This window comes from Spirosoma litoris (assembly GCF_054776755.1).
Map to the genome: position 1 here is coordinate 46,429 of NZ_BAAHBI010000066.1, position 15,209 is coordinate 61,637.

General features: G+C 48.2%; 13 protein-coding genes, 1 tRNA gene and 1 pseudogene. 4 read left to right on the forward strand and 11 right to left on the reverse strand.

The window, feature by feature from the left end:
- Positions 1–130 precede the first annotated feature (130 nt).
- On the forward strand, positions 131–1,075 hold the full coding sequence (locus ACYVGR_RS32210) for a bestrophin family protein (protein ID WP_460964230.1): 945 nt from the start codon (positions 131–133) through the stop codon (positions 1,073–1,075).
- A gap of 15 nt (positions 1,076–1,090) precedes the next feature.
- Here ACYVGR_RS32210 and ACYVGR_RS32215 read toward each other — a convergent pair whose 3' ends face one another.
- Positions 1,091–2,149 carry a PA0069 family radical SAM protein gene (locus ACYVGR_RS32215; protein WP_460964232.1) on the reverse strand — a complete coding sequence of 353 codons (1,059 nt, stop codon included), beginning with the start codon at positions 2,147–2,149 and terminating at the stop codon, positions 1,091–1,093.
- Positions 2,150–2,280: 131 nt separating this feature from the next.
- Entirely contained in the window at positions 2,281–4,248 is a 1,968-nt protein-coding gene (locus ACYVGR_RS32220; protein WP_460964234.1) for an ABC-F family ATP-binding cassette domain-containing protein, read from the reverse strand.
- A gap of 85 nt (positions 4,249–4,333) precedes the next feature.
- Here ACYVGR_RS32220 and ACYVGR_RS32225 point away from each other — a divergent pair.
- Positions 4,334–4,406 (forward strand) — tRNA-Thr (locus tag ACYVGR_RS32225).
- 295 nt (positions 4,407–4,701) lie between these two features.
- Positions 4,702–5,043, forward strand: a complete 342-nt coding sequence (locus tag ACYVGR_RS32230) for a hypothetical protein (RefSeq protein WP_460964236.1) — start codon at positions 4,702–4,704, stop codon at positions 5,041–5,043.
- A 23-nt stretch (positions 5,044–5,066) separates the two neighbouring features.
- Here ACYVGR_RS32230 and ACYVGR_RS32235 read toward each other — a convergent pair.
- The 9 genes and pseudogenes from ACYVGR_RS32235 to ACYVGR_RS32275 all read right to left on the reverse strand — a co-directional run.
- Positions 5,067–5,359: pseudogene (locus tag ACYVGR_RS32235) on the reverse strand (integrase core domain-containing protein); the annotation flags it as partial.
- 390 nt (positions 5,360–5,749) lie between these two features.
- Complete coding sequence (locus ACYVGR_RS32240) at positions 5,750–6,184, reverse strand: response regulator (RefSeq protein ID WP_460964238.1); 435 nt, start codon at positions 6,182–6,184, stop codon at positions 5,750–5,752.
- 53 nt (positions 6,185–6,237) lie between these two features.
- Complete coding sequence (locus ACYVGR_RS32245; RefSeq protein ID WP_460964240.1) at positions 6,238–7,038, reverse strand: LytTR family transcriptional regulator DNA-binding domain-containing protein; 801 nt, start codon at positions 7,036–7,038, stop codon at positions 6,238–6,240.
- An 83-nt stretch (positions 7,039–7,121) separates the two neighbouring features.
- Positions 7,122–8,153 carry a glycosyltransferase family 9 protein gene (locus ACYVGR_RS32250; protein ID WP_460964242.1) on the reverse strand — a complete coding sequence of 344 codons (1,032 nt, stop codon included), beginning with the start codon at positions 8,151–8,153 and terminating at the stop codon, positions 7,122–7,124.
- A 9-nt stretch (positions 8,154–8,162) separates the two neighbouring features.
- On the reverse strand, positions 8,163–9,140 hold the full coding sequence (locus ACYVGR_RS32255) for a glycosyltransferase family 2 protein (RefSeq protein ID WP_460964244.1): 978 nt from the start codon (positions 9,138–9,140) through the stop codon (positions 8,163–8,165).
- Between the two features lie 13 nt (positions 9,141–9,153).
- Positions 9,154–10,992 carry a carbamoyltransferase family protein gene (locus tag ACYVGR_RS32260; RefSeq protein ID WP_460964246.1) on the reverse strand — a complete coding sequence of 613 codons (1,839 nt, stop codon included), beginning with the start codon at positions 10,990–10,992 and terminating at the stop codon, positions 9,154–9,156.
- Complete coding sequence (locus tag ACYVGR_RS32265) at positions 10,980–12,104, reverse strand: glycosyltransferase family 9 protein (RefSeq protein ID WP_460964247.1); 1,125 nt, start codon at positions 12,102–12,104, stop codon at positions 10,980–10,982. The genes ACYVGR_RS32260 and ACYVGR_RS32265 overlap by 13 nt, the downstream gene beginning before the upstream one ends.
- Positions 12,101–12,694, reverse strand: a complete 594-nt coding sequence (locus ACYVGR_RS32270) for a D-glycero-alpha-D-manno-heptose-1,7-bisphosphate 7-phosphatase (RefSeq protein WP_460964249.1) — start codon at positions 12,692–12,694, stop codon at positions 12,101–12,103. Before ACYVGR_RS32270 ends, ACYVGR_RS32265 begins: the two co-directional genes overlap by 4 nt.
- Positions 12,691–14,001: a glycosyltransferase gene (locus ACYVGR_RS32275; protein ID WP_460964250.1), complete on the reverse strand. Its 1,311-nt coding sequence runs from the start codon at positions 13,999–14,001 to the stop codon at positions 12,691–12,693. The genes ACYVGR_RS32270 and ACYVGR_RS32275 overlap by 4 nt, the downstream gene beginning before the upstream one ends.
- A gap of 243 nt (positions 14,002–14,244) precedes the next feature.
- On the opposite strand from ACYVGR_RS32275, the gene ACYVGR_RS32280 reads away from it, so the two are divergent.
- Complete coding sequence (locus ACYVGR_RS32280; RefSeq protein WP_460964252.1) at positions 14,245–15,207, forward strand: glycosyltransferase family 4 protein; 963 nt, start codon at positions 14,245–14,247, stop codon at positions 15,205–15,207.
- Positions 15,208–15,209: the final 2 nt, after the last annotated feature.

Genomic DNA, 15,209 nt, shown 5'->3' on the forward strand with positions numbered 1-15,209 from the left:
ACGACAGAGTTACTAAATTAACGCTTTACAATCGGCGCGATTATACAAAGTTGCCAATAGCAATGAATTTAACCATTGGTATCGTCAGCAGAATCGCGTATGATTATAGTTTGCTCAACACAACAGCTACATGGTCAGGTATAACCCCAAAGAATGGCTCCGGTTTATTGTTACGTTTAATCGGGCCGATACAGTACGTAAATTACTGCCTATTTTAGTAGGCGTAGGCTTTTACGCGTTTGTAATCGTTCATATACTCGAACTGCTCGATCTGAGCGAAAACCCGCATCTGAAGAACTTCTCACTCATGCACACGCTGCTGAGTTTCGTAATTTCGATGCTGCTGGTTTTTCGTACCAATACCGCCTACGACCGTTGGTGGGAAGGTCGAAAATTATGGGGATCGCTGGTAAACAACTCCCGAAATCTGGCGCTGAAGCTAGATCAATTACTGGAACCAGATCAAACCGAAACCCGTGAGTTTTTTCGGGCCATGATTCCCAATTTCGCCTTTGCCCTCAAAAATCATCTTCGGCAACAATCTTTTGAAAGGGAATTCACAGAACCCTCAACATTCAGCCTTCAGAACTTACACCTGAATGAGCATGTTCCTCAACAAATTGCGTTGATCATTTTTGGCAAGGTTAACGATTTACAACGGCGAGGAGTGTTATTGCCAGAACATCTCATTATTCTGAACTCAGAAATTCAGGCGTTAATGGATGTCTGTGGCGCTTGCGAGCGAATCAAAAATACCCCTATCCCTTTTTCTTATAGTTCATTTATCAAGAAATTCATTTCTTTCTACTGCCTGACATTGCCGCTTGGGTACGTCTCCAATCTGCATTATCTGGTCATTCCGCTGGTCATATTCGTTTTTTATGTGTTGGCCAGCCTTGAAATTATCGCCGAAGAAATTGAAAACCCCTTTGGTACCGACGACAATGATTTACCCTTAGACACCATTTGCAAAGGCATTCATAAAACCGTAACCCAATCTTTCGATCATAAACTTACGCTGGAACCCGCCGATCAAAACAGTGAAAAGGAAAAAGGGTTTTCGTATGAGAAATAGGTGGTTTTTCGTAGCCTACTCAAACAGTCCAATTTGCCCCGCAGGCCGGAATAGGTCCGTTCTGAGTCGAGGAGGTTGACGGTCGCTGAGGTATTTCTGGCAACCGATACGATGCAGTTGAGCAATGTGCTGTGCATAATTCCCTTCTCCTGCCATACGGGTTTTGAATCGTGAATCATTCAACTGGCCGCCATGACAATCGGCAATCTGGTTCAGTACACGGTCGGCGCGGTCAGGAAAGGCTTGTTGAATCCAGTCGGTAAATAGGGGGCCAAGTGCTCCGTTTAAGCGCACAATCGTATAGGCAGACCAGCAAGCGCCCTGTTTGGCTGCCTGTTCAATCAGTTTAGGAATCTCATGATCGTTCAACGAAGGAATAATTGGAGCGGTCATAATGCCTACGGGTACGTCCGCCTGATGCAAGGTTTGCATCGTTTTAAATCGTTGAGCCGCCGTAACCGTACGCGGTTCCAGCAATAGGCGCAGACTTTCTGTTAACGTGGTAATCGAAATAGCTACACTCACCAGCTTCAGAGCAGCCATCGGCTTCAGAATATCCAGATCGCGGAGAACCAGCGCATTTTTTGTAATGATCGAAACGGGGTTACGATACTTCAGGCAGAGGGCCAGCATCTGTCGAGTCAGTTGATACGTCCGCTCGGCAGGTTGGTAGCAATCGGTGTTACCCGAAAAATGAATGACATCGGGTTTGTACGAACGCGCTTGAAATTGTTTTTCCAGCAAAGCAGGCGCGTTTTTCTTCACCATGATTTTACTCTCAAAATCCAGACCTGCCGAAAAGCCCCAGTATTCATGCGTAGGCCGAGCATAGCAGTAAATGCAGCCATGCTCACAGCCCTGATACGGGTTGATCGACGCAACAAAGCCAATATCAGGGCTGTTGGGGCGACTGATAATCTGCTTAGGGGTTTCCTCGAAAAACTGTGTTTTTACTGTCGGTTCGAGAAAATCATCATTATAAAAATCACGCTGATCATCGAACGCATAGTGATGTTTCGAGAATGAATTGGCTGTATTAAACTGCGCCCCCCTACCTTTTTTATAGTCGCCCATGATCATACAAATAAAATACAAGTATATTTTATTTGTATGATAAAAGCAAAGAGTGCAAGGGTGAATGAGTGAATAGCATCCGGTAAATTTCGCTCTCTCACTCATTCATCCTTTCGCTCATTAAAACCTGATTAGGCCAGTTTCTTTTCCCACTCTTCGGCTTCGAGCATAGCCGTTTCCCACTCATCCTGCAATTGATTGATCTGGGCCGTTACGTGTCGATATTCGTCATTTTTGGCCTGCATCAGTTTATCATCGCCATAGGTAGCGGGATTCGCCAATTCGGTTTCGAGCCATTTTTTTCGCTCTTCCAACTGGGCAATTTTCGTTTCTGACTCCTGAGCCTGACGGTTCAGATTCTTGAGTGTTTTTTGCCACTCTTTTCGCTCATCTTCTGATGGTTTGCCATTCGTAGCCTTCCCGTTCGTAGCGGGTGCTGGGGTGGGTGCAGGCTGCATCTTCGAATTGTCAGTCGGTTGCTTCGACGGAGCGTGACCTTGCGCTTTCCGCTCTTCCTGCCACCATTCGTATTCGTCGTAGGTGCCTGGGTACTCTTTAATTTGTTCGTCTTCGATGTACCAGATTTTGTTCGCAATCTGCGATACGAAGTACCGGTCGTGAGAAACAACCACATACGTACCTTCGTACTGCTGCAAAGCCTGAATCAGAATATTCACCGACTGCATATCCAGGTGGTTGGTCGGTTCGTCAAGTAGCAGGAAGTTGGCTTGTGAGAGCAATACTTTTGCCAGCGCTACCCGCGATTTCTCTCCCCCCGACAACACTTTGATCTTCTTAAACACATCATCACCCGAAAACAAGAAGCAACCGAGTACGCCCCGAAGCTCGCCATCCGATTTTGTTGGATTTGCCTGTTTCAGCTCGTCCAGCATCGAATCTTCAACCCGGAGCGACTCCAGCTGGTGCTGCGCGTAGAAACTAAATGAGACGTTGTAGCCTAAAATGCGGTTACCCTCAATGGGTTCTGAGCCTGAAATGATGCGCAGTAATGTTGATTTCCCACGTCCGTTGGCCCCAATCAGTGCCACTTTATCACCCCGTTCCAGACGAGCTGTAGAATGGGTCAGGATACGTTTTTCGCCGTAAGCCTTCGAGATATCATCCAGGTGCAGAATATGCCGACCGGGTTGCTGCGAGAAGTTGAACTTAAAGTTAACTCGTGCATTGCTGTCAATGACATCATCCACAAGCTCCATACGCTCAAGTTGCTTAACCCGGCTTTGTGCCTGTTTAGCCTTCGAAGCCTTCGCTTTGAAGCGTTCGATAAATCGCTCTGTCTGACGAATTTTGGCCTGCTGGTTTTCGAACGCTCCTTTTTGAATCTCATTACGCAGTGCTTTCTCTTCCATATAGTACGAGTAATCGCCAGCGTAGTAATTCAGTTTTGCCCCCGACACTTCAACAATGGTATCGACCACATTATCAACGAATTCACGATCGTGCGAAACCACAATTACAGACCCTTCATAGTTCTGAACGTATTTTTCAACCCACTGAATCGACGGTAAGTCAAGGTGGTTGGTTGGCTCATCAAGCATCAGTAATGAAGGCTTTTCCAACAGCAGCTTGGCGAGCATTACACGCATCCGCCAGCCCCCGGAGAATAACTTTAGTGGCCGTTGAAGATCGTCGGTCGAGAAGCCCAAGCCTTCCAGAATTTCTTCGGCTCTGGACTGGATTGTATAGCCATCAAGGGCGTCAAACTCTTCCTGCGCCTTGCCCAGTTTATCAACCAGATCATCGGTATAATCGGTCTCCATTTTATGAAGCAATTCCTCAATCTTGATCTGCAGTTCGTTCTGACGGGCAAACGCCTGCATAGCAACAGCAAGGATCGAATCGTCGGTCTGATAAGAAAGTAAATCCTGATTTAGGAATCCGATCGATACATCGCCCGCTTTGGAAATAATCCCCCCATCGGGTTGGTATTCGCCATTGATAATTCGGAGTAGCGTCGATTTGCCGGTACCATTCAGGCCAATCAGACCAATTTTCTGGTTAGGCTTGATATGGAGTGACGCATTTTCGTAGAGCGCCCGGCTACCGAGGTAGTAAGAGAGGTTTGTGATGGAAATCATGGATGCAAATTTACCAAAAATAGAACGGATACTTGCGTTCTTAAATTCCAAACGGTTATATTTGCACCCGCAAAAGCAGTAAAAAGCCTCCTTAGCTCAGCTGGTAGAGCGACGCATTCGTAATGCGTAGGTCGCAGGTTCGAATCCCGTAGGAGGCTCAGTTTTTGAATGAAGGCTAATCAGTTTTAGAGTGAAAAATCTCTATATCAACTGGTTAGCCTTTTTCGCTTTATTGTACTTTACGATTAACTTTACTAAAGTTAATCCGCCAACTATTCCGTCAACCCTATTGAAATAGTTTGTTTCTTGGTCTTGACCAAACCAAGTATCACTCTTGAAGACTGTTTCTGAGCAGGACATTAAGTTTCTGCTCAAATCTCCCCGCTCGACCGGCCCACGCTGATATCTTTATTTTATCGCTATGCGAATCAGCGGCTCGTTTACTCGATTGGCTTGACTATTGAGCCTTTTCAATGGGATACTGAGCGCCAACGCGCTTATACCAATCAAAAGAATCGAGTTGCCCGTGAGCCGTTTGAAATGATTAATGCTCATCTCGATCGCTACCGGTCAATCTTCAAGACTGCTCTTACCCGGCTCCAACTGGCCAATATCCCTTTTACAAACGAATCCATTAAACAGCAACTGGATGCAGAAACAGGACGAGTTAAGAAGGATACGCTACCAACTCCTATTGCTGTTGAGAAAGAAACTTTCCCCGCCTATATTGAGCGATTTGTAAAAGAGGCAGAAACAGGGAAACGACTCAACGCCCGAAGCGTTCATTATGCATGAGGTCCTCCCGAAAAGCGTACCACTCAAAGATTGAGGATCGGACGTTCATTTATTCTTCTTTCGACGCCCATTCCGGCCTCATCTGACGTCAGTCCGCCAAGTGAACTATGAGGTCGAAATGCATTATATTCCACTCGCCAAGCCTCGATTTTTTCACGGGCATCTTCCAAGGATAAAAACCACTGGGCCGCCGGAGCGGTGAGCGTTCAAGCACTCGTCGCGAAAACTCCCATTGAAGGATCGCACCGGCGACCCGGTCAATAAACGGGTTATCAGTAGGCTTACCAGGCTTGGAAAAATCCAGCGTTACTCCGTTATCTCTTGTCCTGACAAGAATCGGACGTTTTCGTGGACGATTTCATTATATGGTCGAATAGGATTCAATTGCTTAATTTACAGTAGTTTAGATCGTTCAGAAAATAGAGGGGTTTGACATTATATTGGACGAAAATATATACCTAAATAGGGTATCAGTTTGGTTTAAAATTGATACCCTATTTAGACTAAGTCACTTCATTTAACAAAAGATAATTAGGGACGGTTATCCGATAAAGTTGAGAATTTCATGTGCAGATATAGCTATTATGTAACTTTAATAACAAGCTTACCCAATGCTTCACTTTGAAGATGCATAGTAGCTTTGAGAGCAGTTTCAATGCTATATCTGTATTAATGATGGATTTAGTTTTATATTAACCTCGTACCGTTATTTCCAGTAATCCTCTAGTAGAGAGAAAGCTTCGAGCCATTCTTTGGGCTGTGCTGGTTTAATCATATATGAATTTCCTGAGTATTTAAATACCTCTCCCATATCATCGGGATCAGCAGAGCGGCTCAGAATGATGGCCGGGATTTGCTGATATACCTGATGGGATTTTAAGCTTTTCAACACACTCAGACCTACTTTAGCGCTCGGAATATATAAGTCCAATAAAATCAATCTGGGTAAGCCCGTTTCTTGCTGAAAACATGAATCCAGATACGGAATTACTTGGGTAGCATCTTGAACATAAACTAGTTCTACAGTTGGAAATTGCTGAAGTAAGCCCCATTGAATCATGAAATAGTCATCGGCATTATCTTCAATGACCAGAATCGATGGCTTAGCTGCTTCTAATTGACTGGATGATTTAGTATCCATAGATTCACGCTTAAATTTCGCTTAAAATACCAGTTTTATAGGCTATCGTTCCGCTACTGCCCCATGCCGGGTAAGGAGACGATGCGCAACCAGAACTGGCAAATGCGTTCGATCATTAGCTCAAATGGCATATATTGTATTGGTATCGAGATGACCGAGTTGGCCTGGTAATGGTAGCCATCAATAATCAATTGATCGGTTGGGGAAACCAATAAAATAACGGGAATACTGCTGAGACGGCTATCTTTTTTCAAACGCCTTAGCGTGTATAAGCGCTCCAGTGTTTTTGTCTGGGCATCTATCAAAATTAAGGTTGGAAAGTCCTGCTCGGGTAATTGCTTCAGCATTTCCAGCAAAATTGTACTTTGCTGATCGGTATATACGTGGCAAGTGGGCCATTTTTCTCTGATTGTTTCCTTCGTTAGTAGCGTTTTCTCCTTTTCATCAGAAATGAAAAAGATGGAAAAAACGGGTAAGCCCGATTGCCCAAGATCTGGAGCGTCAGAAGGAAAATCGGCCTCGTCAACAAACGTATTCTTTGTTAGAGGAGTAAAAAATTTCATTACCTTCGGCCAGCGACGACGACTGACAGGAAAGACCTCACCACTATCTAAATGGACTTTGCCTGCCATTTTATTCCGCGGAGGGTAGTCCAGACTTTTGACGTAAGCTGGATTGAGTAAAACGGTTTTATGCACCCGAATAAAATTGGGTAGCAGAGTTCCAAGGTAGCTAATGGGTTTGGCCAGCAATTTTTTGTCGCCATCCCGAAAATGGACCCAGCAGTAATTATTCGCTCCCGCGAAGTAGGCAATTCGCTCTGGATGTTGAAGAGCAGGTTTAATAACGCTCATAATGAAGCAAGTTTTTGGGCCTCCATCACGGATGTTCCCCTAGTTCTGATTAATGATGCATCAGCTACCGCCGACGCCATGATTCAAGCCGTGTTTGCCAGAGTAGTCATCAGTAAATCAGTAGCGGCCGCTACTGCCTGCTGGTAACAATCCTGATCATCTTCACGCACAGCCCGGTGGCGACTCTGATCTAAGGCCCCCCATTCGGCAGGGTCGGCCGAGGTGAATATCACAATACTAGGCGTCTGACAGGCAACCGCCAGATGCGCCACACCGGTGTCATTGCTAACCAGCAAAGCTGCCTCCTTCACTACAGCGGCTAACTGGCGAAGAGAGGTTTTTCCAACTATCGATACCGATGGATACTTCATAGCCATCTGAACGGTTTCGACAATAGCTTGCTCACTGGCTGTTCCTGTGAGCACAATCGTATAGCCCTGCTCAGCCAGCACATCGGCAACAGCCGCAAACTGATGCTCAGGCCAGCGTCGGCCGGAAATGCCCCCCGCATGCAAACAGATGAAGGGTTTTGGTTCGGCTCCGATCTGATGCAGTAGCCTACGGGCTTCACACCGATCTGCTTCGGTCAGGCTGAATTCAAGTTCGTAGCCCCGCGGGGCAATCCCCAGAAACTCTATCAGCCAAACATGCCGCAACACCTCATGCGTATTAATGGGATAAGGCATATAAAGACCTGTCTTGGCTACCCATCGTTCGGATCGTTGATCAGGCAAATAATAACCTGCTATGACTGGGGCATTGAACAAGTGAAGCATCGCATTGACGAGGGTTCCATTGCCCTGAAGCTGAAGGACTACGTCCCACTGCCGGCTTTGCATCGCTTGTAGAAACGTAACGGTCCGATCTGGATTCAGTGGCTGTTCAGGTAAGCCCGGCCAGCCCGGAAACGAAACAAACTCATCAAAATACTGCGAATAGCACCCAACAAACTCCTCTGCCCAGGGCAGGCCGATCAAGGCGATATGGGCCTTTGGAAACGCCTGCCGTAAGGCTCGAAATGCGGGTATGGCACAGAGTAAATCCCCTAATTTTATCGCCCGAAAAACGGCAATTTTTCGGGGTGTGTACCCTAAGGCTTCCGTTAATTTATCCATGTTTACGAGTTACCAAAACCATGTTTTATACGTAAAGGCACCGTGAAGGCGCCAGTAAACCGACAGAAAGGGCGTTGCTAAACTGGTTAGTGTTGCTTGTTTGAACACCTGCCAGTTATCGAAATGCCCCTGTAGTCGTTCCCAGATAAGTCTGACTGTCAATAAGCCCCAAAGGCCAAGACAAACAATAGCTAGTTTGGTTTGCCCTATACCGATTGCCAACAGGCCGATCAGCAACCCGATCACCGATAGGTAATACCGGATGACTAAGGGTTTGTAGGCCGGAATACGCTGCCTGAATAACTCGGGATGGCGCTTATACAGTAGAGCGTCATAGCGATTTTTTCGTTCGTTGTGCAGGCTAGCATACCAATTGGCTGGTCGGATGGGGTGGACAATAACCGCTTCAGGGCATGTGCTGATGGGGATGCCTGCTTCCAGGAATTTAAACTGTAAATCGCTGTCTTCGCGCCAGGCACTGTCGAACTGTTCATCAAACCCACCCACCTGCTCCAAAGCCGACCGCCAGCAAAACAAATTAGCTGTGACAAATTCGGCGGTTTCCAGCAGCGCGGTTGTTCGCTGCTGATGCGTGGGTTGTTCGGGTAACGGCATTTTCACCTTACCCGTCACGACCTTACCCCCGCGTAACAACAGCGATAAACCCGCCAGTAACCAGGTAGGCTGGGGTAGGCAATCATCATCGGTAAACGCAATAAATGGACTACCAGCGGCTTTCCAACCCCGATTTCGGGCAGACGCCGGGCCTCGACGTTCCTTTTGTTGCAGACACTTGATCACCAGACCAGTCTGTTTGCTCATCCGATAAGTTAGGTCAAATACCTCAAAATCAATACCATCGACAACAACGATTATCTCGACCTCAGCCCACGCCAACACGTGCTGGTGGGCCAGAGCTTCCAGACACTTCTGCAATAAGGCAGGCCGTTGATAGGTAGGTATGACAACCGTGATGACAGGTTTCATCGCTAAAGGTTGGTTAAGCCGTCACGACCGTTTGCGCGGTTCCTTCAAGTAGGGACCCTTGCCCTTGACTGGTATTTTTCTCCAGGAAAAACGAGCCAATGACTAGTGCATCCAGCGGGGAAGTCCAGAACGACTCGACCGCATCGCGGGGGGTACAGACAATGGGCTCACCCCGCGTGTTGAACGAGGTATTGATCAGCACAGGCACGCCCGTTTGTTCGGCAAACGCCCTTATTAGATCATAGTAGGGTTTATTCTGTCGTTCATTCACCGTCTGGATTCGGGCCGTTCCATCGGTATGAGTCACGGCCGGAATCGTACTGATCATTTCTGGGCGTACTTCATTAACAAACAGCATAAATGGCGACTGACGGGCGTTCAGAAAATACGTATCAGCGGCTTCTTCCAGTACGGCTGGTGCTACGGGCCGAAACTCTTCCCGGTCTTTCAGATCATTAAGCCGGGACTGCATCTCGGCCGGAAACGGGGGCGCAATGATTGAGCGGGCACCTAAGGCCCGGGGGCCAAATTCCATACCCTGTTGAAACCACCCGATTACATTCCCAGCCGCCAGATACGCAGCCACTTCATTGGCTGGATCGGCCATTCGCCGGTAAGGCAGTTTCGACCAGCGTAAAAACGCTTCTATTTCATCATCATTAAAAGAAGGTCCCAGATAAACCTGCTCCATTACGTAACGTCGTTCATTTCGACTGAGATAATCTGCTGACGACAAGGTTGGTGCAGAAGACGCGGTTGTTATGCTACGTTGCTGGGCATCGATCCACATGGCAGCTCCAAGTGCCGTACCTGCATCGCCCGCAGCAGGTTGTACCCAAATATTTCGAAACGGTCCCTGATCGCGCAGACGGGCATTCATGACGCAGTTGAGCGCTACGCCACCCGCTAAACAAAGATTGTCGGTGTTGGTCTGTTGACGTAGCCAGTTACAAATCTTAAGTACAGTCTCTTCCAGAACGAGTTGGACCGAATGCGCCAGATCGAAGTGGTGCTGGTTCAAAGGGCCACCTTTCTGGCGAGCGGGGCCAAAGGTTTCCGCTAGATTGAGCGGTGCAATCGTATACTGTCCCCGAGCGGTCAGTCGAATCCGTTGCCGGAAATAATCGGCATAAACGGGCTTGCCGTATGAGGCCAGTGCCATTACCTTGTATTCGTCGGACGAATGTAGAAAGCCCAGATACGTAGTCAGTTGCTCATACATCAGTCCCAGCGAATGCGGTAGGCAGACCTCGCCCAGCGAAACAAGATGATTGCCCTCGCCTAGCCAGTAGCTCGTAGTAGCTACTTCGCCCCGGCCATCGAGTACTAATACGGCCGCCCGATCATAAGGGCCAGGCAAGAAGGCACTGGCTGCATGTGATATGTGGTGATTGACAAAATACCACTGATAAGGCCCCTGGGCAGTGACTCCCTTAAATTGGCTGGCCAGATGTAACGGCACACCATCGACCAAGTGGCCCGGCGCATTTAGAATACTGGATAGAAACAGACCATCATAGGGATTGAGCCAACCCGCTGGCAGATCAGTGCCAGACAGAGAACCCGGTTTGAGCGGTAGTTCGACGGTATTGGTTGTCTGATGATTGCCGGGTAATGCGTTGGGATCGAACGAATAGGCAATATGGTGAACGTCGGAAAGCGTAATTCCTGCTTTTTTTAAACAGAAATCAATGGCATTGTAGGGTAACTCGTAGGTAGAAAACGGAATGGGTCGTTTGCCGTGTTTGATGTGCGTAAAACGCTCTTCTTCAGCGGCTGCCAGAACCACTCCATTTTTAACCAGCGCAGCAGCCGGGTCATGAAAAGCAGCATTGATACCTAATGTGTACATACTACGTCGTTTTTAGAAAATAAATCTTGCTCCGCTATCAGTTCATTGACGGCCTGTACAATTGCTTCGGGTGAAGCCGTGGATAGAATTGCTTCGGGGAATTGCTGTAGCAGCACATTTCTGGAGCGCAACCCTACCGGTACATCAAAATATAAGACCCGGCTGGGTATTTGCCAGGGTGTATGCTGCGGATTGGTTTTGGCGTATAGGACCACCACGGGCGTTCCGACGGCTGCAGCCATGTGAACCGGACCCGTATTGTTGGCAATTAGCAAAGGGGCTTCGGCCAGCAGGCTAATTAATTGTCCAATGGTTAACTGTCCAGCCAGATTAATGACTGGTTCCTCGTCAGAATACAGGCGGATTTGTTCCTGAATCCGGGCAGCCAGACGTTCTTCATTCGCACCTCCCGTCAGCACTAGTTGACAGCCCAATTCCTGCCTGAGCCGAATAAGCGCTTGCGCAAAATCGTCGGCAGGATACTGTCGTTTGGTTTCACTAACACCCGGATGCAGCACTAACCAAGGGCGATCCTGATCGCACCCATTCGCAGCCAGCAGATTTCGTACGTATTGTCGGTCAGCGGAAGGAATCGTTAGTGATAGTTGTTGGTCAACAGTCTGACAACCAATTGCCTTTACTAAATCCAGTTGGCGTTCTACCTCGTGTCTCGTGGCCATCAGTACTTCCTGGTCGGGAACCCAATCAGTCATGAGCTGGTAGGGGTTTTCCCGACAATAGCCCAAAACCCGTGGAATATCAGCCAAATAACACAGCATCGCTGTTGGTAGCGGGCTCTGACTCTGAACGGTAAAGATGATAGCAGCATCGAAGGCAAACGCTTTCAACTGAGTGGCCAAGGGGAGAAGCGTGTTTCGGGCGTTGGTGTCGCTACTCACCCACGGGACATCAAACCGAATGATGTTGTCAACCTCAGATATGTATTCGGCAATAGCCGCCCCTGCGGACGACGTTAATACGGTGAGCTGACAGTTGGGCCAGGTTGTTTTCAGTGCCCGAAAAGCGGGACTTGTCATGACCACGTCGCCTAAATTGTCCAGCCGAACGCATAAGATACGAAGACCATCTCGCCAAAAGTCCGGATTCCTCATACGTTCAGTGGTTGTTTCGTTTTTGCTGTTAGATCGTTATGCGCTACTATATAGGTAGTGGCATCCCATAGGCTTTGGGCTCTGGCATCCGGAAGTCGATGTGGGGTAATTAACCATTCCGTTTCGTTACCACGATCAATGAACATAGTACGGCATCCAGCCCGATTACCAGCCTCTACGTCGTTTAAAATATCGCCTACCATCCAGGAGGCTTTTAGGTCAAGCTGATGCTCCCACGCGGCTTGTAGTAGCAAACCCGGTTCCGGTTTCCGGCACGAGCAGAATTGAGTATAAGCCTTTACCGATCCGTTGGGGTGATGCGGACAGTAATAAAAGGCGTCGGGTTCAGCACCGAAAGGACTTAATAATTCGGTAAGTCGATGCCACACGTCTGCTAACGCCGTTTCGGAAAACAGCCCCTGGGCAATTCCGGCCTGATTGGATACCACAATTAGCTTAAACCCCGCATCCCGAAGTCGGCTTAGGCTTTCCCCCGCATCGGGATACAGCGTTATCCGACTCGGATTGACATTATAAGGGATATCAGGAATCAGCGTACCATCCTTGTCCCAGAAGACGGCCTTATTCATACGTGTTTTTTGGGTTGATAAAGGGTGGGGAGCTGATTCTGACTAGCGCCCAGCCAGATGCCTGTTCGAATTCGCCCATTTGTTATCAGATCGTATAAATCGCTCGTTTGACGTGCGACCTGCTGCCAGGTATATCCGGATTGAACGTGCTGAATGGCGGCTCGGCTGTATTGGTCACGAAGGGTTTTAGATGATAGCAATATGGCTAACCGGGCTGCTAAAGCAGCCGGATCGTTGGGAGGGACTAAAAAACCGGTCTTGTTGGCCAGTACGGTATGTTTGATTCCGCCTACCGCCGATCCAACAACGGGTGTTCCGCAGGCCATCGCTTCCAGGGGCGTAATACCAAAAGGCTCATAAGAAGGCGTCGTGACAAAGGCATCAGCCGCGCTGTAATAATAACGGAGTTCATGACGCGTGCGACTGCCCGTAAACGTGACCTGTTCCTCTATGCCTAAATCCGAAGCTAGTTGCTGTAGGCGGCCAATTTCGGGCGTTAAGGCTGCGTCTGCACACCTGGAGTCTCCGCCAACGATCAATAACTGAGCAGGTATCGCCTGTTTTTGGTTTAGCAGCGCCAGTGCCTGAATAACCGTAGCAATTCCTTTTCGGGGAACCAGGCGACCCAGTTGAAGCAGAAGGGGCGTCTTTGGGTCAAGACCCAATTGTTGGCGAGCTATTACCTGACCGACCGGAAAAAAATCCGCTGGATTGTAGCCATTGGGTATGATGGTCGTTTTACTGGGTGATGCACCATACAAAGTAGTCAGGTCGGTACTGTCCTGCGGGCAAAGGGCTATAATGCCATCAGCGTCCTGTATAATTCGTTTTTCAAGCGTAATACGTTCAGCAGGAAATCCGTCATCAGCTCCTTGGTGCATTCGCCGAACCAGGCCCAGAGCATGAAAGGTGATCACAAAAGGTAACCTGAATTGCTGCTTCAACTTAAGGGCGACTAAACCCGACATGAAAAAATGTGCGTGTACAAGCCGGTAAGGCGTAGCTTGCTCCTGAATAAAGTGCCCCATGTTCTGCGCAAATTCATCCATATAGGGGAGCAGCAGTTCCTTAGCGAAATATTGTTGTGGGCCAGCCACAATGTGAATGATCCGAATGCGAGGTTTCCAGAACACAATTTTAGGTTCACTGGATGAAGTTGATCGGGTAAACACATCCACGCTATAGCCTAGTTGAGCCAGGCCACAAGCTAGTTCTGCCACGGCGATGTTCTGTCCACCCGCATCAACGCCCCCGATTGCAGCCAGGGGAGAGGCATGTTCGGAAATCAGGGCTAGTCGTTTCTCCATTACACTTACTATCACAGGCTAAGATTTATCCCGTAAAAGCAAGATCGTAACTTACCCTCAGCAACGAAGGGCCAACACAAGAGACTATTTTGTGAGACAACGGAACATTTATAAGACAACGGCCCCTGTTCAGTCTAACGAGTTCAAATTCAGTGAAGTCATTAAACTGTTGACTCCCTTAGCCGTTGGAGTTCTTGATTTATCTAACCAACAACCCGGTTCAGCTCCAGGGAGGACAATTTCATGGAACCACTAAATATCTTGATCTGGCATATTCACGGAGCCTATCTCACGGCCATCACCCAAACGGTTCATAACTGGTACGTACCGGTTAAAGCGGAGGGAGGAGAAGGCTATGTTGGCCGGGGAAAAGACTCGACGATGCCTTCATACGTGCGTGAAATTCCGGCAGAAGAAGTACGTAATCTTAAGCTGGACCTTATTATTTGCCAGACTCCCCATAACTATCAATCAGATCGCTTTGAGATTTTGTCCGTAGAACATCGGCGCCTACCAACGATTTACCTGGAGCATAATGCGCCGGAGCCACATCCAACCGATTCACAACATCCGGTTGCTGATAACCCTAACGTTATGTTAATTCATGTGACCCAGTATAATAAACTGATGTGGGATAATGGACAAACTCCTATACGGGTCATCGAGCATAGCGTTGCCATAGATCCGGCTCTTCGGTACGACGGCCATCTTCGGGAGGGGATCGTAGTTGTTAATGAATTGCAGCGTCGGGGCCGAATGGCCGGATTTGATTTGTTCGAGCAAATGCGCCAGCGCGTACCCCTTACGGTAGCGGGCATGAAATCGGCCGACATTGGCGGTATTGGTGAAATCCATTATAGCCAGCTACATCGTCGCGTAGCCGAATATCGGTTTCTGTTCAGTCCCATGCGGTACAGCAGCCTTCCGCTGGCCGTAATTGAAGCGATGACCATGGGTATGCCAATCGTTGCTCTGGCAACGACTGAATTGCCGACCGTCATTCAAAATGGTGTCCACGGATTTGTATCCGCTGACCCGGAGGAACTAATTGACCGAATGCAATTTCTACTCGACAATCCCATTGAAGCAAAGCGTCTGGGCGATAACGCTCGCCATTTAGCCTTGAGTCGGTTTGGAATAGGTCGTTTTATAGAAGACTGGAATGCTGTTTTCGTTGACGTAACTGCCGCTACAGGCTATAACTGATC

What these genes read in the sequence shown, in the direction of transcription:
- ACYVGR_RS32210 (WP_460964230.1), top strand. Translation starts at nt 131, where the DNA reads ATGGTCAGGTATAACCCCAAAGAATGGCTCCGGTTTATTGTTACGTTT.
- ACYVGR_RS32215 (WP_460964232.1), bottom strand. Translation starts at nt 2,149, where the DNA reads ATGGGCGACTATAAAAAAGGTAGGGGGGCGCAGTTTAATACAGCCAAT.
- ACYVGR_RS32220 (WP_460964234.1), bottom strand. Translation starts at nt 4,248, where the DNA reads ATGATTTCCATCACAAACCTCTCTTACTACCTCGGTAGCCGGGCGCTC.
- ACYVGR_RS32240 (WP_460964238.1), bottom strand. Translation starts at nt 6,184, where the DNA reads ATGGATACTAAATCATCCAGTCAATTAGAAGCAGCTAAGCCATCGATT.
- ACYVGR_RS32245 (WP_460964240.1), bottom strand. Translation starts at nt 7,038, where the DNA reads ATGAGCGTTATTAAACCTGCTCTTCAACATCCAGAGCGAATTGCCTAC.
- ACYVGR_RS32250 (WP_460964242.1), bottom strand. Translation starts at nt 8,153, where the DNA reads ATGGATAAATTAACGGAAGCCTTAGGGTACACACCCCGAAAAATTGCC.
- ACYVGR_RS32255 (WP_460964244.1), bottom strand. Translation starts at nt 9,140, where the DNA reads ATGAAACCTGTCATCACGGTTGTCATACCTACCTATCAACGGCCTGCC.
- ACYVGR_RS32260 (WP_460964246.1), bottom strand. Translation starts at nt 10,992, where the DNA reads ATGTACACATTAGGTATCAATGCTGCTTTTCATGACCCGGCTGCTGCG.
- ACYVGR_RS32265 (WP_460964247.1), bottom strand. Translation starts at nt 12,104, where the DNA reads ATGAGGAATCCGGACTTTTGGCGAGATGGTCTTCGTATCTTATGCGTT.
- ACYVGR_RS32270 (WP_460964249.1), bottom strand. Translation starts at nt 12,694, where the DNA reads ATGAATAAGGCCGTCTTCTGGGACAAGGATGGTACGCTGATTCCTGAT.
- ACYVGR_RS32275 (WP_460964250.1), bottom strand. Translation starts at nt 14,001, where the DNA reads ATGGAGAAACGACTAGCCCTGATTTCCGAACATGCCTCTCCCCTGGCT.
- ACYVGR_RS32280 (WP_460964252.1), top strand. Translation starts at nt 14,245, where the DNA reads ATGGAACCACTAAATATCTTGATCTGGCATATTCACGGAGCCTATCTC.